General features: G+C 68.2%; 17 protein-coding genes. 10 read left to right on the forward strand and 7 right to left on the reverse strand.

The features are described 5' to 3' along the window. Nucleotides 1–68: 68 nt before the first annotated feature. The 7 genes from ligD to ACFQ9R_RS25675 all read right to left on the reverse strand — a co-directional run bounded on the left by ligD (nt 69) and on the right by ACFQ9R_RS25675 (nt 8,849). Nucleotides 69–1,028: a non-homologous end-joining DNA ligase gene (gene ligD / locus ACFQ9R_RS25645; protein ID WP_378993756.1), complete on the reverse strand. Its 960-nt coding sequence runs from the start codon at nt 1,026–1,028 to the stop codon at nt 69–71. A gap of 63 nt (nt 1,029–1,091) precedes the next feature. After that, nucleotides 1,092–3,266, reverse strand: coding sequence for an MMPL family transporter (locus ACFQ9R_RS25650; RefSeq protein WP_378993758.1), 2,175 nt, complete (start codon nt 3,264–3,266; stop codon nt 1,092–1,094). Nucleotides 3,267–3,295: 29 nt separating this feature from the next. Next, entirely contained in the window at nt 3,296–3,733 is a 438-nt protein-coding gene (locus ACFQ9R_RS25655) for an EXLDI protein (RefSeq protein ID WP_378993760.1), read from the reverse strand. Nucleotides 3,734–3,949: 216 nt separating this feature from the next. After that, nucleotides 3,950–4,339, reverse strand: coding sequence for a hypothetical protein (locus tag ACFQ9R_RS25660; protein WP_378637387.1), 390 nt, complete (start codon nt 4,337–4,339; stop codon nt 3,950–3,952). Nucleotides 4,340–4,482: 143 nt separating this feature from the next. Next, nucleotides 4,483–6,606, reverse strand: a complete 2,124-nt coding sequence (locus ACFQ9R_RS25665; RefSeq protein ID WP_378993762.1) for a RecQ family ATP-dependent DNA helicase — start codon at nt 6,604–6,606, stop codon at nt 4,483–4,485. Between the two features lie 62 nt (nt 6,607–6,668). Further along, complete coding sequence (locus tag ACFQ9R_RS25670) at nt 6,669–7,892, reverse strand: RtcB family protein (protein ID WP_378993764.1); 1,224 nt, start codon at nt 7,890–7,892, stop codon at nt 6,669–6,671. An 81-nt stretch (nt 7,893–7,973) separates the two neighbouring features. After that, nucleotides 7,974–8,849, reverse strand: coding sequence for a ribokinase (locus ACFQ9R_RS25675; RefSeq protein ID WP_378993766.1), 876 nt, complete (start codon nt 8,847–8,849; stop codon nt 7,974–7,976). 154 nt (nt 8,850–9,003) lie between these two features. On the opposite strand from ACFQ9R_RS25675, the gene ACFQ9R_RS25680 reads away from it, so the two are divergent. From ACFQ9R_RS25680 to ACFQ9R_RS25725, 10 genes are all read left to right on the forward strand, one after another. Further along, nucleotides 9,004–10,269, forward strand: coding sequence for a glutamate-5-semialdehyde dehydrogenase (locus ACFQ9R_RS25680; RefSeq protein WP_378993768.1), 1,266 nt, complete (start codon nt 9,004–9,006; stop codon nt 10,267–10,269). Beyond that, complete coding sequence (locus ACFQ9R_RS25685) at nt 10,266–11,144, forward strand: MoxR family ATPase (protein WP_358071885.1); 879 nt, start codon at nt 10,266–10,268, stop codon at nt 11,142–11,144. Before ACFQ9R_RS25680 ends, ACFQ9R_RS25685 begins: the two co-directional genes overlap by 4 nt. Continuing rightward, complete coding sequence (locus ACFQ9R_RS25690) at nt 11,141–12,538, forward strand: VWA domain-containing protein (protein WP_378994039.1); 1,398 nt, start codon at nt 11,141–11,143, stop codon at nt 12,536–12,538. The genes ACFQ9R_RS25685 and ACFQ9R_RS25690 overlap by 4 nt, the downstream gene beginning before the upstream one ends. 11 nt (nt 12,539–12,549) lie before the next feature. Further along, nucleotides 12,550–12,891, forward strand: a complete 342-nt coding sequence (locus ACFQ9R_RS25695) for an MmcQ/YjbR family DNA-binding protein (protein WP_358071889.1) — start codon at nt 12,550–12,552, stop codon at nt 12,889–12,891. A 239-nt stretch (nt 12,892–13,130) separates the two neighbouring features. Continuing rightward, nucleotides 13,131–14,054 (forward strand): hypothetical protein, encoded by a 924-nt coding sequence (locus ACFQ9R_RS25700; RefSeq protein WP_378993771.1) that lies wholly within the window; start codon nt 13,131–13,133, stop codon nt 14,052–14,054. Nucleotides 14,055–14,098: 44 nt separating this feature from the next. Continuing rightward, entirely contained in the window at nt 14,099–14,740 is a 642-nt protein-coding gene (gene nadD / locus ACFQ9R_RS25705; RefSeq protein ID WP_101463962.1) for a nicotinate-nucleotide adenylyltransferase, read from the forward strand. 46 nt (nt 14,741–14,786) lie between these two features. Beyond that, the gene (rsfS, locus tag ACFQ9R_RS25710; RefSeq protein WP_056821472.1) at nt 14,787–15,203 is read left to right on the forward strand and encodes a ribosome silencing factor; all 417 of its coding nucleotides are present in this window, start codon (nt 14,787–14,789) and stop codon (nt 15,201–15,203) included. Beyond that, on the forward strand, nt 15,200–15,859 hold the full coding sequence (locus tag ACFQ9R_RS25715) for a histidine phosphatase family protein (protein WP_101463961.1): 660 nt from the start codon (nt 15,200–15,202) through the stop codon (nt 15,857–15,859). The genes rsfS and ACFQ9R_RS25715 overlap by 4 nt, the downstream gene beginning before the upstream one ends. Next, complete coding sequence (octT, locus tag ACFQ9R_RS25720; protein WP_378993773.1) at nt 15,849–17,555, forward strand: diglucosylglycerate octanoyltransferase; 1,707 nt, start codon at nt 15,849–15,851, stop codon at nt 17,553–17,555. The genes ACFQ9R_RS25715 and octT overlap by 11 nt, the downstream gene beginning before the upstream one ends. A 3-nt stretch (nt 17,556–17,558) precedes the next feature. Further along, nucleotides 17,559–18,401: a DegV family protein gene (locus ACFQ9R_RS25725; RefSeq protein ID WP_378993775.1), complete on the forward strand. Its 843-nt coding sequence runs from the start codon at nt 17,559–17,561 to the stop codon at nt 18,399–18,401. Nucleotides 18,402–18,463 lie beyond the last annotated feature (62 nt).

Here is an 18,463-nt window from a genome sequence, read left to right on the forward strand (position 1 = left end):
GATTCTTCCTCGTCGCTGTCGACGGCGCCCCCGCACCCTCCCGGTCTCGCGAAGTGGTCCGGGACTGCTCACTGTTCGTCGAGGTCGACGAGTTCTTCGACGCCGTGCCGGTCGGCCAGTTCCAGCAGGGGCGCGATGTCGAAGACGGCGTTGTCCATGTCGGCCTGTAGGTCGCCGAGTTCGGCATAGCGGGCAGGCACGGTCTGGATGGTGAAGTCGCGGGGCACGATGTCGTCGATCTCGGTCCAGCGAACCGGTGTCGACACGGTGGCCTCCGGCACGCCACGCACGGAGTAGGCGGCGGCGATGGTGTGGTCGCGCGCGTTCTGGTTGTAGTCGACGAACAGCTGCGCGGGATCGCGGTCCTTGCGCCACCAGGCCGTGGTGACATCCTCGGGCGCACGCCGTTCGATCTCCTGCGCGAACGCGAGCGCGGCCCGGCGAACCTCCTGAAACCCGTACTCCGGCGCGATCCGCACGTACACGTGCAGTCCGGACCCACCGGAGGTCTTCGGCCAGCCGACCGCGTCGAGCTCGTCGAGCACCTCGTGCACCACCCCGGCCACCCGCTGCACCCGCGACCACGGGCAGTCGGGCATCGGATCGAGGTCGATGCGCCATTCGTCGGGCGACTCGGTATCGGAGGCCCGCGAATTCCAGGGATGGAACTCCACGGTGGACATCTGCACAGCCCAGATCACCTCGGCGAGCTCGTGCACGCACAGCTCGTCGGCATGCCTGCCGTAGCGCGGAAAATACACGCGCACGGTCGGTATCCAGTCCGGCGCACCCGCGGGCACCCGCTTCTGGTGCACCTTTCCGCCCGGCAGTCCCTTGGGGAATCGGTGCAGCATGCAGGGCCGATCCCGCAGGGCGTTGACGATCCCGTCCCCGACGCTCAGGTAGTACTGCGCGAGGTCGAGCTTGGTCACGCCGAGCTCGGGAAAATACACCCGGTCGGGATTGCTGACCCGCACGGTGTGCTCACCCACCGGTAGTTCGACCGCAGGCGCCGCAGACTTGGCCACCCGCCCAACGATAGACGAGCAGGCCCGCCCCCGTGGGGGAGCGAGCCTGCGTCGGTGTGGCCGTTACCAGCGGCTGTGCTCCGTCGGCGGGGTGTAGTAGCTCTCGGCGTAGGAGTGCTCTGCCCAGCGGGACTTCGCGTCCGCGTCGCTGTCACCACCGTGGCCGGGCCACCACGCGCGCCGCCCGAGCAGCGCGGTCACCGCGGGGGTGAAGAACAGCGCCATCACGAACGCGGCGATCGCGATGCCCACCGAGATGGCGAAGCCCATCTGTGACAGGGTGCTGTTGCCCGCGAGCATCATCGAGGCGAAGGTGCCCGCCAGGATCAGCCCGGCCGCCGCGACGGTCGGCCCGGTGTGCCGCACGGCCAGCGCCGCCGCTTCGCGTGGCGTGTGTCCCTCGCGGGCTTCCTCGCGCAACCGGGCGACCATCAGGATGTTGTAGTCGGTGCCCAGCGCGACGACGAACAGGTACATGATCACCGGCAGCGTGAAGATCAGGCCGTTCTCGCCCTGGATCTGCTGGAACACCAGCACCGTGGCACCCAAGGTCGCGGCGAAGCCGAGGAACACCGAGGCCATCAGGTACCACGGTGCGACGAGACTGCGCAGCAGCAGCGCCAGCACGAGCATGATCAGGATCGCGGCCACCGGGAAAACGATCGCGTAGTCGTGGTTCATGGCGTCCTTGAAGTCCACGAACACCGCGGTCATGCCGCCGACCGCCGCCGTGGCCCCCGCGGGCGCCGCTTGATGCGCGACCGTACGCAGCGGACCGGCCACCGTGTCGAGCGCCGCATCGGATTCCGGTGCGTCGGCGAGCGTCACCTGGAAGTCGGCGATCGTGCGGTCCGGTGACAATTGCGCCTGCCCGACCTGCCCGACGCCCTCGACCTGGGTCAACGCCGTTCGGTAGGTCGTGAGCTGGTCCTCGCTCAGTGGTCCGCCGGGCGAGTGCAGCAGCACGTCGGAGGGCTGGGTGGCGCCCGCGGGCATTCCCTTGAGCAGCTCGGTGGTGAAGACCACCGACTCGGAGGCGTCGGAGGTGGAACCCGAGCTCAGATCGAAGGTCGGGTTGAAGCCGACCGCGAACACCCCGAGCGCCACCAGCACTCCGCCGGAGGCGACAGCGAATACGCCCGGCCGCCTGCCCATCGCCGCGCCGATCGCGCCGAACCGCGCGCCTCTGGGTTCGACCTGCCACGCCTTCGAGGGCCAGAACACCTTGGTGCCCAGCAGGGAGACGATCGCGGGTACCAGCGTGAGACCGGCCAGCAGCGCCACCGCGACGGCGATCGCCAGCGCGGGACCCATCGCCCGGAACATGCCGAGGCTCGACAGGGTCAGCGCCATGAACGCGATGATCACGGCGGCCGCCGCCGAGGTGATGGCCTCACCGACGCGGGCCACCGCGTTGATCATCGCGGTCTTGGGATCGTCGCCCGCTCGCAGCCGTTCCCGGTAGCGGAACATCAGGAAGAGGATGTAGTCGGTGCCGACGCCGAACAGTACGACCAGCAGGATGGCGCTGATCGAGGTGTCGATATCGAGGTCGAATGCCTTGGCCGCCATGGCGATCAGGCCGCTGACCGTGCTCGAGATCGCGCCGATGGTGATCACCGGCAGCAAGGCGATGACCGGGCTGCGGAAGATGATCAGCAGCAGCACCAGGATCAGCACGATCGTGGCGATGCCGATGATCGCCATGCCCTTCTCGCCCTCCTCGGTCTGATCGAGGGTCTGTGCCGCGGTGCCGGTGATGCCTGCCTTCAACCCGGTGTCACGCACCTGTTCCTTCAGCTGTTCGCGCAGGCTCTTCACCGCCTCGCCCTGCGTCTTGTCGGCGGCGTCGGTGAGTTTGGTCATCTGCACGGCGACGACCTGAACCAGGCGATTCTCCGACGGTGGTGTCACCTGAATGCCGGTGACCCCCTTGATATTGCGTGCGGTGAGCGCTGCCGCTGCTGCGCCGACCGTAGTCGAGTCGTCGTCGGTGAGCGCCGCGCCGTCCGCGCGGACCATCACGATGAGCGCGGCGGGCGCGGAATGCTGCGGAAATGCCTGCTCCTGCAACTTCATCGCCTGGATCGACTCGTAATGCGAAGGCAGGAACTCGGATTGGTCGGTCGTCGCGGTGAGCGTCGGCGCCGTCGACAACACGGCGACGATCGCGAGCACCCACAGCCCGATCACTTTCCAGGGATGGTGGACGACGACGCGTCCCAGTCTGGCGAACATAGTGGTAGGTCCTTTCCCGGCCCGGCTGGTCAGATGTCGAGGTCGTGGTTGCGCGGGTGCTGGACGCGGTCGACGATCATCAGGTGCACCTTCGGGGAGACCAGTGGGCGCACAGCGTCGAGCGAATCGACGACCTCGGTGGTGTAGTCGCCCCAGCTCTGCTCGCCCTTGCCGAGGATCGAGCGCCAGTTCTTCCAGTCCACGGTCCAGTCGCCGAGCTCGTTGTAGTCCGACCATGCCGAGGTCTGCTTGTGCACCAGGAAGTTGCCCTTGCGGGTCAGGTAGACCCGGACTGTTTCGATGGTCTTGCGGGTTACCCGGCGTGACCGGCCGACCTCGCGGCCGGTGAAGCGCTGGGTGCGGCCGCCACCTGGACCGACCTTGACGAGCACCGGGGCGAACCCGTCGTTGTCGGTGTTCGGCTCGGTGGTGTCTACGGCAGTGTCGTATGCGGGTTCGATGGTCATCGATTGCTCCGATTTGATAAGTCAGTGCGCATGTGGGCATGGGTATACGAGCGGCGTGCCCTGCGTTCCGGGCCGTCGTCGTGGGTCTGTGTTCAGTTGTGCGGTAGCGGTACTCGTTCCGTCCGACTCACTATAAGTAGATGTATACGTATAGGGCAAGAGGCAAAAAAAGTCCGCACGGATCGACTCCGTGCGGACCGCTCCGTGCGGGGCGAGCTACAGCTCGTACACGCCGAACGCCCGATTCTGGATGCACATCGGCATCACGTGGACCCGGTCGGTCCATTCGAATCTCGCTGCCGCCTCGACGGTTTCGCGTTCGGCGACGCACACGCTCGCGGTGCCCGGCATCGTCAACGGATTGAGCACCGCCAGGGGGATACCGGCGTGGACGCCGCTGTAGAGCCCGCCGCTGAAGCACAGCGGCGTGATGGCGATGCCGCGGATCGCGCTCTCACGGTCGGCGGCGGCCTGGGCGCCGGGGACGCCGGCGCAGTCGAGCGGGTTCTCGTTCGACGCCTGGGCGGGAACGGTCAAGAGGGTGAATCCGGCCGCACAGCCCGCGGCAACGGCCATCAGGGTTCGAGCAAATGTGGTCCTGGTCATAGGCGCATTCAAGCACTGGTGGTGATGGGTGCCCACAATCTGGGCGGCGTGTTGGGCTGTGTTTTCGGCGCGCCGGGGCACACGTATTCGCGGCTCCGAGGGGCGACCCGGCCGCCCCTCGGGATCGGGGAGCTCGGGCCGGGTCAGGTCGGGGTAGCCAGGGCGAAGGGGAGGACGGCGTCGGCGCCGCTGGTGCGCAGGGCATGGGCGGCGACGGTCATGGTCCAGCCGGTGTCGGTGAGGGTGTCGACGAGCAGGATCGGTCCGTCGACCCCGGAGAGGTCGGGGATCTCCCAGGAGTCGAACAGCCCGGCGACCCGATGGGCGGAGTTCGCCGCCGAGACCGGGGGACGGTCGGGTCTGGTGCGGAGGGTGCCGAGGTTGTCGAGTCGGCCGATCTGGGCCAGGCGTTCGGCGAGACTGGCGGTGAGCTGGGGATATCGGGGGGATTCGAGAGCCAGCACCGAGGTGGGACGGGTGGTCCAGGTCCAGTCACGCAGTACCGCGACGCAGGCGTCGAAGACCGCGTCGGGGACCGGTGCGTCGGTGGCGTCGAGCAGGGCGCGCAGCCGCATTCCCCAGCCCAGGTCGGTGAGTCGGCCGAGGACGCGGCCGGTCTCGGCACCGCCGGAGATCTTGCCCGACAACGGGATTCCCAATTTCGCCATGCCGCTGGGCCACTGTTTGCGGGGGGCGAGGTCGAGGCCGGGACGATCGAGGCGGGCTCGGGTCGCGGCGATCGCGGCGTCGTCGACGGTGGTGTCGGCACGGGTGCCGGTGCAGTTGTCGCAGCGGCCGCAATCCAGCTCCGCTGTCGCGAGCCCGCCCAGGCCGGGGTCGTCGAGTTGGCGGCGCAGGAAGGTCATCCGGCACGACGCCGTCGACTGATAATCGATCATCGCCTGTTGTTCGGCGTCGCGTGCCGCGGCCAGGCCCTCGTAGCGCTCGGTGTCGTAGGTCCAGTCCTGGCCGGTCGAGAGCCACCCGCCGCGCACCCGGCGCACGGCGCCGTCGACGTCGAGCACCTTCAGCACCATCTCGAGACGCGATCGGTTCAGCTCGACGAGCGGTTCGAGCGCCACCGTCGACATCGCCCGGTCGGTGTCCAGCGCGGCGAGCACCGAGCGCACGATGTGTTCACGCGGGAAGGCGACGGAGGCGAAGTAGCTCCAGATCCGCGCGTCCTCGGGGCCGGGCAGCAGGACCACCTCGGCGCGTTCGGTACCGCGCCCCGCGCGACCGACCTGCTGGTAGTAGGCGATCGGCGAGGACGGCGCACCGACGTGCACGACGAATCCGAGATCCGGCTTGTCGAAACCCATGCCCAGTGCCGACGTCGCGATCAACGCCTTCACCTCGTTGTTCAGTAGCGCGGCCTCGAGCACCTCGCGTTCGGCCGGGTCGGTCTGGCCGGTATAGGCGGCGACGGTGTGGCCGTGTGAATTCAGCAGGTCGGCCAGATCGTTGGCCGCCGCGACCGTGAGGCAGTAGATGATGCCCGAGCCCGGCATCCGATGCAGCTGTTCGCCCAGCCACGCCGTGCGCTGCACCGCGTCGTCGAACCGCACCACCGACAGGTGCAGTGATTCGCGATCCAAAGTGCCGCGCAGCACCAACGTATCGGTGCCGATCTGTCCGGCCACGTCGGTGACCACCCGGTCGTTGGCGGTCGCGGTGGTCGCCAGGACCGGCACCTCCGACCCGAGGTCGGCGATCAACGTGCGGATGCGGCGGTAGTCGGGCCGGAAGTCGTGGCCCCAGTCCGATACACAGTGCGCTTCGTCGATGACGACCAGCCCGGCGTCGGCAGCAAGGCGAGGCAGCACCTGATCGCGAAAGTCGGGGTTGTTCAACCGTTCCGGGCTCACCAGCAGCACGTCGACCGCACCGTCGGCCACCTGCTGATGGATCTCGTCCCACTCGGTGACGTTGCCCGAGTTGATCGTGGCCGCCACCACCCCGGCGCGCTCGGCGGCCGCCACCTGGTTGCGCATCAACGCCAGCAACGGCGACACGATCACCGTCGGCCCACGCCCCGCTCCGCGCAGCAACTTGGCCGCGATGAAGTACACCGCCGACTTACCCCACCCGGTCCGTTGCACGACCAGCGCCCGCCTGCGCTGCACCACCAGCGCTTCGATCGCGATCCACTGATCTTCCCGCAGCCGCGCATCGGGTCCGGCGAGCTCACGAAGCAGCTGTTCGGCTCGTTCGCGCAGGTCAGGAGCCGTCAGGTCGAGCACATCGTTGCCTGCGGGTGAGGTCATGCGCCTATCGTGCCGTACACCTCCGACAGGTTCGATGGGCAACACAGACAGCCGACCATGAATCAGCCCTTCACGCACAGCACCTGCCGCAGCGTCGCCACCACCTCGACCAGATCGGCCTGTGCCGCGATCACCTGATCGATGTCCTTGTACGCGGCCGGGATCTCATCGACCACGCCCGCGTCCTTACGCGATTCCACACCCTCGGTCTGCGCGACCAGATCCGCGACCGTGAATTGCCGCTTGGCCGCCGACCGGCTCAACCGCCGCCCCGCACCGTGCGAGGCCGACTGGAACGACGCCGGATTCCCCTTGCCCCGCACCACATACGACCGCGTCCCCATCGAACCCGGAATCAACGCGAGTTCACCGGATCCGGCCCGCACCGCGCCCTTACGGGTCACCAGCATCGGCTCACCGTCGATGATCTCCTCGGCCACATAGTTGTGATGGCAGGAAATGGGCTCGTCGAAACGCACCTCGCGCCCGGCGAATTCATCGCGTACCGCACGGCACACCAGCGACAGCATCACCGCACGATTACGCGCGGCGTATTCCTGCGCCCAGGTGAGGTCACGCCGGTAAGCGTCCATTTCCGCTGTCCCGGAGACGAAGACGGCCAGATCGCGATCCGGCAGCGACTGGTTGTGCGGCAGCGCGCGGGCCACCGCCATGTGCCGCTCGGCGAGCTCCTTGCCGATATTGCGCGAACCGGAGTGCAGCAGAATCCAGACGGCATCGTCCTGGTCGAGGCAGACCTCGATGAAGTGATTGCCCGACCCGAGCGATCCGATCTGCTTGTGCGCCTTGGACTCCAGCTGGGAGACCCCGGGATGCAGCTCGCCGAACGAACGCCAGAACCGCTCCCAGCTGTTGGCCCGCAACGCGGCCTGCCCATGCGACCCCGCGAACTCCGCACCCAGCTTCGTGACGTTCACCGCGTCCTTGTGCGCCTGGAAGCCGACCGGTACCGCGCTCTCGATCCGGCTGCGCAACGAGCGCAGGTCATCCGGCAGGTCGGCGGCGGTGAGATCGGTCTTCACGCTCTCCATCCCGCATCCGATATCCACCCCGACCGCGGCAGGCGCCACCGCATCACGCATCGCGATCACGGACCCGACCGTCGCCCCTTTGCCCAGGTGCACATCGGGCATCACGCGCAGTCCGTGCACCCATTCCAGGTTCGCGATATTGCGAAGCTGGCGCAGCGCTGACTGCTCGATCTCGTGCTCGTCGGCCCACATGAGCGTCTGCGCTCGCGTACCGCGCAGCTCGACGGGAAACATGGTCGGTCCTCTCCTTGATGAAGGACCAACGGTAGGGATGGGGTGGAGGCGGCGCACCTGATTTTCGCCGCGCCCGACAGGTCAGTCGGCGGTGAGGGCCGCCGCGATCCGGTCGCTTCCGGGGATCGCCGAGCTCGCGCCGAGCCGGGTGGTCGTCAGAGCTCCGGCGGTGTTCGCCCAGTTCAGCGCGGTAGACACGCCCTGATTCCAGGTTGCGACCAGTGCGCCGGTGAACGCGTCGCCCGCGCCCGTCGTGTCGAGGACCTCGACGGTGCGACCGCCGACGGATCGCTCGTTTCCGTCGGCGTCGCGATAAACGGCGCCGTCCCCACCGAGCGTGCGCACGAGATGCGCGACGTGCGTCAGCTCGTCCGAATACTGCTCGGACTCCAGGGAATTCACGATCGCGAGATCGACGGCCGCCCATAATTCGTCGGGCAGCGGCTGAACCGGGGACGGATTGAGCGCGACGACGGTGCCCGACGCGCGGGCGTGCTGTGCTGCGGCGAGCACCGTGTGGATCGGAATCTCCAACTGGCACAACAGGATGTCGGCACGTGCGATCGCGGCGAGTTCGGCTGCCGTCAGGTCGGTCACCCGCCCGTTGGCCCCCGCCACCACGATGATGCTGTTCTCGCCTGCCTCGTCGACCACGATCGAGGCGATCCCGCTGGCGCCATCGACCCTGCGGAGCAAAGTGATGTCGACGCCGGCCCCCGACAACGTGGCCGCCAGGTCCGTCCCGAACGCGTCGTCGCCGATCGCCCCGAGAAATCGCACCCGCGCCCCGGATCGCACGGCCGCGATCGCCTGGTTCGCCCCCTTACCGCCGGGCACGGTCGCGAAGTCGCTCCCGAGCACCGTCTCACCCGGCGCGGGCCTGCGTGGGACCGTCGTGACCAGGTCCATATTGACGCTGCCGAGCACGACGACGGTCGGTGAACCGGTGCGATCCATGACGCCGAATCTAGTGGCGACGGCGTTGCTGTGGACAACTTTGTCGACGGCGTCGCCGAACCTGTGCACAACTCGGTCCCGGTGCCGGTCGGAGGGCTATTCCGGGTCCCGGGTGGCGTCGAGCGCGCGAGGCGGCCTGCGTAGGCTGATAGCCATGACGGTAGAAGTGACCCCCGAGCTGGACATCCGCGCAGCGGTGCACGACGCCGCCCGCAGGGCTCGCGTCGCGTCCCGTGTGCTGGCTCAGCTGACCACGGCGCAGAAGAACGACGCCCTGCACGCGGCGGCCGACGCCCTGCTCGCCGCCGCCGATCGCGTACTCGCGGCCAACGCCGAGGACATCGCGACCGCGCAGGCCGCCGGTACCGAGGAGAATCTGCTCGATCGGCTGCGGCTCACCAAGGCCCGCATCGACGGCATCGCCTCGGGGCTGCGGCAGGTCGCCACTCTGCCCGACCCGGTGGGTGTCATCGTGCGCGGTTCCACGTTGCCCAACGGCCTCGAGATCCGCCAGACCCGCGTCCCCCTCGGTGTGGTCGGCATGGTCTACGAGGCGCGGCCCAATGTCACCGTCGACGCGTTCGGTCTCGCTCTCAAATCGGGCAACGCGGCGCTGCTGCGCGGGTCGTCCTCGGCGGCGAACTCCAACGCCGCACTGGTCGAGGTCTTGCGCGAGGCCCTTGTCGCCCAGGATGTTCCGGCCGACGCCGTGCAACTGCTGCCGAGCAACGACCGCTCCAGCGTCACCCACCTGATCCAGGCCCGCGGCCTCGTCGACGTGGTGATCCCGCGCGGCGGTGCGGGCCTGATCAACGCCGTCGTCCGCGACGCGCAGGTGCCCACCATCGAGACCGGCACCGGCAACTGCCACGTCTACGTGCACTCGGCCGCCGATCTGGACATGGCCGAGGCCATCGTGCTCAATGCCAAGACCCGCCGACCCAGCGTCTGCAACGCCGCCGAGACCGTACTCATCGACGCCGCCGTCGCCGAGACCGCGCTGCCGCGGCTCAGCAAGGCGCTCGACGACGCGGGCGTCACCATCCACGGCGACCTGCCCGGTCAGGTCCCGGCCACCGATGCCGACTGGGGTGAGGAGTACCTCACCCTCGATATCGCGCTGAAGGTGGTCGACGACCTCGATGCCGCCGTCGACCACATCAACACCTGGGGGACCGGCCACACCGAGGCCATCGTCACCGCCGATCTGGCCGCCGCTCGCGAGTTCACGGCCCGCGTGGACGCCGCCGCGGTGATGGTGAACGCGTCCACCGCGTTCACCGACGGTGAGCAGTTCGGGTTCGGCGCCGAGATCGGCATCTCCACCCAGAAACTGCACGCCCGCGGCCCGATGGCACTGCCCGAACTCACCTCCACGAAGTGGATCGTGTGGGGCGACGGCCAGACTCGGCCGGTGTGATCGTGACTCTCGTACAGGAACCGATCTTCACGTCGGTAGACGATGTCATCTCCCGTCTCGCCACCACCGGCTACCTGGCCGACAAAGCAACGGCCACTTCGGTCTTCCTTGCCGACCGGCTGGGCAAACCGCTGCTCATCGAGGGCCCGGCCGGTGTCGGCAAGACCGAACTCTCGCGGGCGGTAGCCCAGGTCGCCGATGCCGAACTGGTCCGCCTGCAGTGCTACGAAGGCGTCGACGAGGCTCGCGCGCTCTACGAGTGGAATCACGCCAAGCAGATCCTGCGGATCCAGGCGTCGAGTGAAAATGATTGGGCCGAAACCAAAGCCGACGTCTTCACCGAGGAGTTCCTGCTCTCGCGCCCGTTGCTCACCGCCATCCGCCGCACCGAGCCGACGGTGTTGCTGATCGACGAGACCGACAAGGCCGACGTCGAGATCGAGGGTCTGCTGCTCGAAGTGCTCAGCGATTTCGCGGTGACCGTGCCCGAGCTGGGCACCATCACCGCCACACGCAAGCCGTTCGTGGTGCTCACCTCGAACGCCACCAGGGAACTGTCGGAGGCGCTCAAGCGCCGCTGCCTGTACCTGCACCTCGACTTCCCCGACGAAGATCTCGAGCGCCGCATCCTGGCCAGCCGTGTGCCGGAACTCCCGAGCACCGTGGCCGAGCAACTGGTACGGGTCGTGCACGTGTTGCGCGGTATGCAACTCAAGAAGCTGCCCTCGGTCGCCGAAACGATCGACTGGGGCAACACCTTGCTCGCGTTGGGCGCCGCCGACCTCGACGACGCGACCGTGCGCGCCACGCTCGGCGTGGTGCTCAAGCACCGCAGCGATCACCAGCGCGCGCTGGCCGAGCTGAAACTGGCCTGATCGTGACTGCGCCAGCACCCCACGGAATCGGCGGCCACGTCGCCGGTTTCGTCGGTGCGCTCCGCGCCCGTGGCGTGCCGGTGGGACCCTCGGAAACCGTCGATGCGGGCCGGGTACTGACCGTGCTGGATCTGCTCGATCGCGAAGCGGTGCGCGAAGGGCTGGCCTGTGCGCTGCTGCGCAGGCCCACCCACCGCGCCACCTTCGACGGCCTGTTCGATCTGTGGTTCCCCGTTGCCGTGGGGGATCGCACCGCTGAGACTCCGGACCTGCCACGCACTCCCGACGGCCAGATCGACCTGGCCGCCCTCCGTGAGCAGCTCGCCGAACTGCTCGCCGCCGACGGCGGTGGCGAGCAGTTGCAGATGCTGGCCGGGCAGGTGGTCGAACAGCTGGGGCAGTACCAGTCCGCGCGTGGACCGTCGTTCTCCGCGTACCAGGCTCTCAAAGATCTCGCGCCCCAGTCCTTGCTGGCCAAGGTGCTCGCGGGTCTCGCTCTCCCGCCGGACGCGAGCGAGCGCGACACCGAGGTTGCCCGCCGCGTCGCACGGGAACGCATCGCGGGGTTCCGCGCCAGCGTGGAAGCCGAGACCAATCGGCGCGTGGCAGAGCAGATCGGGCGCGAACGCGTCGCGACCTACGGTGTCGCGCGCCAGGCCGAGGACGCCGACTTCCTGCGCGCGTCCGAACGCGAGCTCACCGAACTGCGGCGCGGCACCCAGCGACTGGCCCGGATCCTGGCCTCGCGGCTGGCGGTGCGGCGCAAACGAGCGCGGCGCGGCGAAATCGATCTGCGCAAGACCCTGCGTGCCTCGATGTCCACCGGCGGGGTGCCGATCGATCTGGTGAACCGCAAGCCGCGTCCCGGTCGACCGGAACTGGTGCTGCTGTGCGATATCTCGGGCTCGGTGGCCGGGTTCAGCAACTTCACACTGCTGCTGGTGAGCGCGCTGCGGGAGCAGTTCTCCCGGGTGCGGATCTTCGCGTTCGTCGACCGCACCGACGAGGTGACGAGCTTCTTCGAGCCGTACGCGGGTCTCGACGATGTGATGACCCGGATCTTCACCGAGTCGCGCATCATCGACGCCGACGGGCACTCCGACTACGGCTACGCGCTGACCAGCTTCGCCGAGAACTTCGGTGAGGCCGTCACCAGCCGCAGCTCGCTGCTGGTTCTCGGCGACGGCCGCACCAACTACCGCAACCCGCAGCTGGACACCCTGCGCGAACTGGTCGGCACCGCCCGGCACGCGCACTGGCTGAATCCGGAACCCCAGAACCTGTGGGGGACAGGCGATTCAGCGGCCCGCGACTACGGTTCGGTGATCGAGATGCACGAATGCCGATCAGCTCGGCAGCTGACCGAGGTGGTCTCCCGACTGTTGCCCGTCTGAAGGAGCTGACGATGAGTGTCGACGTCCTGGCTTACTGCCTGGCCAAACCGGGCGCCTGGGAGGACGAGCCGTGGGAGGGCGACACCGTCGCCAAGGTCGGCGACAAAGTCTTCGCGTTCCTCGGCGCGGGCACGTCGATCGGGCTCAAGTGCGGGCGTGACCGCACCGAAGCCGACGAGCTGGTCGACATCTACCCCGACGACGTCACCGTGTCGGCCTACATCGGCCGCTACGGCTGGAACAGCATCCGCGTCGGTGGCGCGGTGCCGGACGACGAACTACGCGAACTGATCGACGCCTCCTACGACGCGGTCGTCGCCAAGCTCCCGAAGTCGAAGCGCCCCACCGCCTGAGTACTTCAGCCGACGTTAAGCGGCTCACATGGCACGGCTACCAAGATCACGCCCATGCTGGCAGGGGCGTCGCGCGACGACGAGCGATCCGATCGACGGATATCGGATGCAGTGGTGGTTCTGCCGGGCTGTGCGCTCGCGCGGTCGGCGAGCTCCGCCCGGTGAACGATGCGTTCGCGAACGAGAACGATTCGCTTCGAGAAGAAGAACCTCACCTTCGGCCTGCCGGTGGCCGCGAGGTGGGTTCGGCCGGCGCAGGGCAGGCCACGGCGCTCGCGGCAGGTTCGTTCGGTGCGGATGCCGGTCCGCTGGCGCCGGGTTCAGGGGCGCGGGCGGCGCGGCGACTGGCCGGTATCGCCGCCGCTCGGCTGGCAGACGCTCCCGCGGCGGCGGAGGAGCAACTGCGTCGGGCCCTGGTTGTCGGTGCGGGTGAGCTGGCCGGGCGCGAACTCGCCGCGATGCGCACGCAGCTGGTGACCGCGGTCGCCGCCCAGCCGGGCCGTGACCGCGACGTAGCCCGCGCCGCGGCCTCGGCTGCTGCCTGCTGGCAGCCGATCTCGTGTGCGGACGCGGTCCACCTGTGGCTGGTCGCGGGTCGTGCCTGGCATCGTGCGGGTCGGCACGGCGAAGCGGTGGTCGCCTTCGACCGCCCACTGCTCACCGGCCCCGTCGGCTATCCACCTGCCGAGCTCGCGCTGGTACGTGCCCAGTTCGCTGAATCGCTGAACCACGTCGGTCGCTACCGCCAGGCCGCCTGGCAGTTCACCGAGGCGGCACGGCTGATCGGCGGTACGCCCTCGTTGCGCCGCCGCCATGCCGATCTGGTCTGGTCGGCCGCGGTCGCCCGGGAGTGCTGTGGACAGGAGACCGAGGCGCTCGGTGGCTACCTGCGCGCCGCGGGCCTGTGGGGCGAACAGGACAAGATCGTGCCGCGGGCCCGCTGCCTGCGTGCCGCCGCCTGGTTGCAACTGCGCGGACCGCAGGGGCGTGTGCGTGGGCCCTGGTGGGTAACGATCGATGTGTTGTTGACCGAGCTGGACCGCCGGGTAGCCGCCGAGCCGGCCGCACACCTCGTCGAGGAGCTGAAACGCACCCGTGCCCAGTTCGCGCAGATGTGCGCCCAGGCGTCGGGACCTCGCGAGCGTCGCGATGGCGCGGAGTAGTCCGGTCCGCCCCGATCTCATGGGCCGGATTAAGCTCAGACCTCATGCACGAAACAGCTCGGCCGCGCCGCAAGCTCGGCGTCATGGGCGGCACCTTCGACCCGATCCACCACGGCCACCTGGTCGCGGCGAGCGAGGTCGCGAACCGGTTCGAGCTCGACGAAGTGATCTTCGTGCCGACCGGCCAGCCGTGGCAGAAGGTCAACAAGCAGGTCAGTCCCGCCGAGGATCGCTATTTGATGACGGTCATCGCCACCGCGTCCAACCCGAGGTTTTCCGTCAGCCGGGCCGACATCGAACGCAACAAGGTCACCTACACGGTGGACACCCTGCGCGAGATGCAAAACGCGCATCCCGACGCGGAGCTGTACTTCATCACCGGTGCGGACGCGCTGGCCAACATCCTGACATGGCAGGATTGGACCGAACTGTTCGAACTGGCGAAGTTCGTCGGGGTGAGCCGACCGGGTTACGAACTGAACACCGATCATCTCGAGGAGCATTTGCGGGACCTTCCCGCCGACGCCGTGACGATGGTCGAGATCCCCGCGCTGGCCATCTCGTCGAGCGAATGCCGCCGCCGCGCCGCGGAGGGTCGGCCGGTCTGGTACCTCGTCCCCGACGGCGTGGTGCAGTACATATCGAAGCGGCACCTCTACGTGCCCGCAGGAACGGAAGGTAGCTGACGTTGAGCCACATGAGCGAGGGTCTGACCCCGCAGGAGGAGACCGTATGAGTGCCTCTACCGAAGCGATCGAGATGGCCACGGTCGCCGCACTCGCCGCCGACGACAAGCTGGCCACCGATGTCGTCGTCCTCGACGTCTCCGAGCAGCTGGTGATCACCGACTGCTTCGTCATCGCGTCGGCGCCCAACGAGCGCCAGGTCAACGCGATCGTCGACAACATCGAGGACAAGCTGCGCGAAGCCGGCCACAAGCCGGTCCGTCGCGAAGGCACCCGTGAGGGTCGCTGGGCGCTGCTCGACTACGTCGATATCGTCGTGCACGTCCAGCACAACGACGAGCGCAACTTCTACGCACTCGAGCGCCTGTGGCGTGACTGCCCGGCGGTTCCCGTCGAAGGCATCGCCGCACTCCCGACTCCGGCCGCGGACGACGACGCGCAGGTAGAGGGAATCAACGAGTGAGCAAGTACGCCCATGTGCGCAACCTGATCCTGTTGCGGCACGGGCAGACCGAATGGAACGCGGCCGACCGGATGCAGGGTCAGATCGACACCGATCTCACCGAACTCGGTCGCCAGCAGGCCAAAGAGGCCGCGCGCGAACTGGGTTCACGCAACGCCATCGCGATCCACGCCTCCGATCTGCGTCGCGCCAAGGAAACCGCCCAGGCACTCGGTGACATCAGCGATCTGCCTGTCATCACCGATCCGCGACTGCGCGAAACCAACCTGGGCGACTGGGAAGGCCTGACCCACCTCGAAGTCGACGCCGATTACCCCGGCGCGCGCGTGCAGTGGCGTCTCGATGCGACCTACACACCGCCCGGCGGCGAGAGCAAGCTCGAGGTGGGTGCCCGGTCCCTGCCTGTGGTGCGCGAACTGTACAACGAGCGGCAGGATTGGCCCGGTCGGACTATCATCCTGGTTGCGCACGGCGGGCTGATCGCTGCTCTGACGGCCGCGTTGCTGGAACTGCCACCGGAGAACTGGCCTGCCCTGGGTGGGCTGGCCAATACCAGCTGGGTGCAGCTTTCCAGCCACGGCCCGGACATCGATCGACCCGGCTGGCGCCTCGATGTGTGGAACGCAGCGGCGAAGGTAGCTCCCGATGTCCAATGAAGAGCCCGACCGATCAGTACCTGATGAGATGTTCCAGCAGGTGACGGCCAAAGCCGGACGGCAATTGCCGGACGCGCTATTCGGTCCGCCACCCGCTCGGCCCGCGCGCGCAGAGCGTGAGGAGCCGATCCGTTCGGTACCGGACGAGCTCTTCAAGCAGGTCACCGCACGCAGCGCGCGATCGCTGCCCGATGCCCTGTTCGGCCCGGTGCCCCCGCCGGTTGTCGCGGAACCCGAGCCGGTCGACTCGGCGGCAGACGTCGTCGAGTCCGGCTCGGGGACAGCGGATTCCGGGTCCCCGACCGCCGATGTTTCCCCAGACGGCAGTGTCGACGGCGATAGTGCGGTGACCTCGATCGGTGACGATGCCGAGGCCGCACGCGGCGCTGTCGACGTCGCATCCAGTTCCGCTGTGCAGGAAGCGGACAGCGAGACTTCCGGTGCCACGGCATCGGTGGATGTTGTCGCAGATGACGGTTCGACAGACGAACTCGGCGATGTGGATTCCGGTGCTGCACAGACCGATACCGCCCAGTCCACTGCGGATATAGCCGCTGCTGCGGATGCGGTATCGGCTGCCGGCAGTGAGAAGCCCACGGAGCAGTCCGTCGATGACCCGGCAGTCGCCGAGTCGATCGTGGATGCCGCCGGATCTACGGATACGGCTGCGCCGCAACCACTCCGGCCGGAGGCGAGCGATCCGGTTCGGGTCGATGCCGCTACCTCGTCCGAAGTTTCTTCGGCTGAGGTGGCGACCGCCGTCGAAACCGGTTCTGCTGATGCGCAGGTCGATCCTCCCGCCGCACTTCCGGACGTGGACCTCGATATCGCGGACAGCTTGCTGACATCCTCGGCAACCCCTGTCGCGGATCCCGCGGTCGAGGTGTCCGCGAAACCTGCTGTCTCGCCCGGTGAATCGGGCGCTGCGGAGATCTCCGGTTCGCTGCTCGTAGAGGAAGCCGTGTCGCCCAGGCCGGTCGAGTCGGCAGCACCGCGTCCAGTGCTGCTCGTAATCGCCGACTCGCTCGCCTACTACGGGCCGAAGGGCGGGCTGCCTGCCGATGATCCACGGATCTGGCCGAATATGGTTGCCGCGGAACTGGATTGGGATGTCGAACTGATCGCCCGGATCGGCTGGACCTGTCGCGATGCCTACTGGGCGCTGATCGGAGATCCGCGCGTGTGGGCCGCGGTGCCGCGCGCTGGGGCGGTCGTATTCGCCGTCGGCGGCATGGACACGTTGCCGTCCCCGCTGCCCACCGCGCTGCGAGAGATGATTCGCTATATCCGTCCGCCGCGTCTGCGCCGTGGCGTGCGGGCGTCCTACAACTGGCTGCAGCCGAAGCTGTCGAAACTCGGTCGCCCGGTTGCCCTTCCGCCCAAGGTGAGCGTGGACTACCTGGAGCAGTCGCGGACCGCGCTGAATCATCTGCGTCCGGAGTTGCCTGTCGTGGCGGTGCTGCCGTCGGTCCACAAGTGCGACGCCTACGGGCGCGTCCACCGGGGCAGGGCGCGGGCGGTCAAAGCATTGCAGGCGTGGTCGGGCCGTACGTCGGTGCCGCTCGTCGACCTCGGCGAGGCCGTGCGCGACGACATCGAGTCGGGATCGGCGAACCCGGATGGCATCCACTGGGGCTGGGCCGGGCACGCGGCGGTGGCGACGGCGATGACGAAGGCGCTGCAGGAGGTCCGGTAGTCCGTGGCCGTTGTGGTGGTGACCGATTCGGCGGCGGGGTTGTCCGCCGATCTCGTCGCCGAGCTCGGTATCGAAGTGGTGCCGTTGCATGTGCTCGTCGGTGAGCACGAGATCCGGGAAGGCGTCGACCCGATCGAGATCGACTACACCGCCGACTCGGTCACCACGTCGGCCGCCTCGCCCGGAGAACTGCGCGAAGCCTACGAACGAGCGCTGAGCCTCAGCGACGGCGACGGTGTCGTGGCCGTCCATCTGTCGCGCCGATTGTCGGCGACGTGGGAGTCGGGCCGCCAGGCGGTGCGCGACATGGGCGCCGAAGATCGTGTGCGCGTTGTCGATTCGCTCGGGGCCGGCCTGGCGACCGGTCTGCCCGTGCTGGCCGCCGCGCGTAAGGCGAGGGCAGGCGAGGCGTTGAACGATGTCTACGAGCGCGCAGTGTCGGCCGCGACCCGTTCGCGCACGTTCATCCTGGTCAACCGCACCGAGCAACTCCGCAAGGGTGGCAGGCTGAGCAGCGCCGCAGCGTTCTTCGGCAGTGAACTGGTGACGAAACCACTGCTGCAGCTGGTGGAGGGCAAGCTCGAAATGCGCGAGAAGGTGCGAACCAGATCGCGTGCCTACGCCAAGCTGGTGGCTGCCGCAGTGGAGGCGGCCGCATCCGATGGTGCGGCGCTCGGCATCCAGCATCTCGGTGCCCCCGAGGCCGCCGAAAACATCGCGGCGCAATTGCGTGAGCAGCTGCCGGAGGTGCAAGAGCTCTACGTCGCCGAGTTCGGTCCCGCACTCGGTGTGCACCTCGGTGTCGGCGCACTCGGTGTCGCGGTGTTGCCCGGCGGATGCGTCTGATCGCTGCCGGTTCAGAATCTCGCTGAGGGCAAACAGTCCGGTGACGATGATCCGGTGCCTAC

Origin of the sequence: Nocardia sp. NPDC056541 (assembly GCF_042794235.1) — a bacterium.
Lineage (GTDB): Bacteria > Actinomycetota > Actinomycetes > Mycobacteriales > Mycobacteriaceae > Nocardia.

Excerpts from the sequence above, each read along its gene's own strand:
- ACFQ9R_RS25650 (WP_378993758.1), bottom strand. The coding sequence starts at position 3,266 with ATGTTCGCCAGACTGGGACGCGTCGTCGTCCACCATCCCTGGAAAGTG.
- ACFQ9R_RS25655 (WP_378993760.1), bottom strand. The coding sequence starts at position 3,733 with ATGACCATCGAACCCGCATACGACACTGCCGTAGACACCACCGAGCCG.
- ACFQ9R_RS25660 (WP_378637387.1), bottom strand. The coding sequence starts at position 4,339 with ATGACCAGGACCACATTTGCTCGAACCCTGATGGCCGTTGCCGCGGGC.
- ACFQ9R_RS25665 (WP_378993762.1), bottom strand. The coding sequence starts at position 6,606 with ATGACCTCACCCGCAGGCAACGATGTGCTCGACCTGACGGCTCCTGAC.
- ACFQ9R_RS25670 (WP_378993764.1), bottom strand. The coding sequence starts at position 7,892 with ATGTTTCCCGTCGAGCTGCGCGGTACGCGAGCGCAGACGCTCATGTGG.
- ACFQ9R_RS25675 (WP_378993766.1), bottom strand. The coding sequence starts at position 8,849 with ATGGATCGCACCGGTTCACCGACCGTCGTCGTGCTCGGCAGCGTCAAT.
- ACFQ9R_RS25680 (WP_378993768.1), top strand. The coding sequence starts at position 9,004 with ATGACGGTAGAAGTGACCCCCGAGCTGGACATCCGCGCAGCGGTGCAC.
- ACFQ9R_RS25695 (WP_358071889.1), top strand. The coding sequence starts at position 12,550 with ATGAGTGTCGACGTCCTGGCTTACTGCCTGGCCAAACCGGGCGCCTGG.
- nadD (WP_101463962.1), top strand. The coding sequence starts at position 14,099 with ATGCACGAAACAGCTCGGCCGCGCCGCAAGCTCGGCGTCATGGGCGGC.
- rsfS (WP_056821472.1), top strand. The coding sequence starts at position 14,787 with ATGAGTGCCTCTACCGAAGCGATCGAGATGGCCACGGTCGCCGCACTC.
- octT (WP_378993773.1), top strand. The coding sequence starts at position 15,849 with ATGTCCAATGAAGAGCCCGACCGATCAGTACCTGATGAGATGTTCCAG.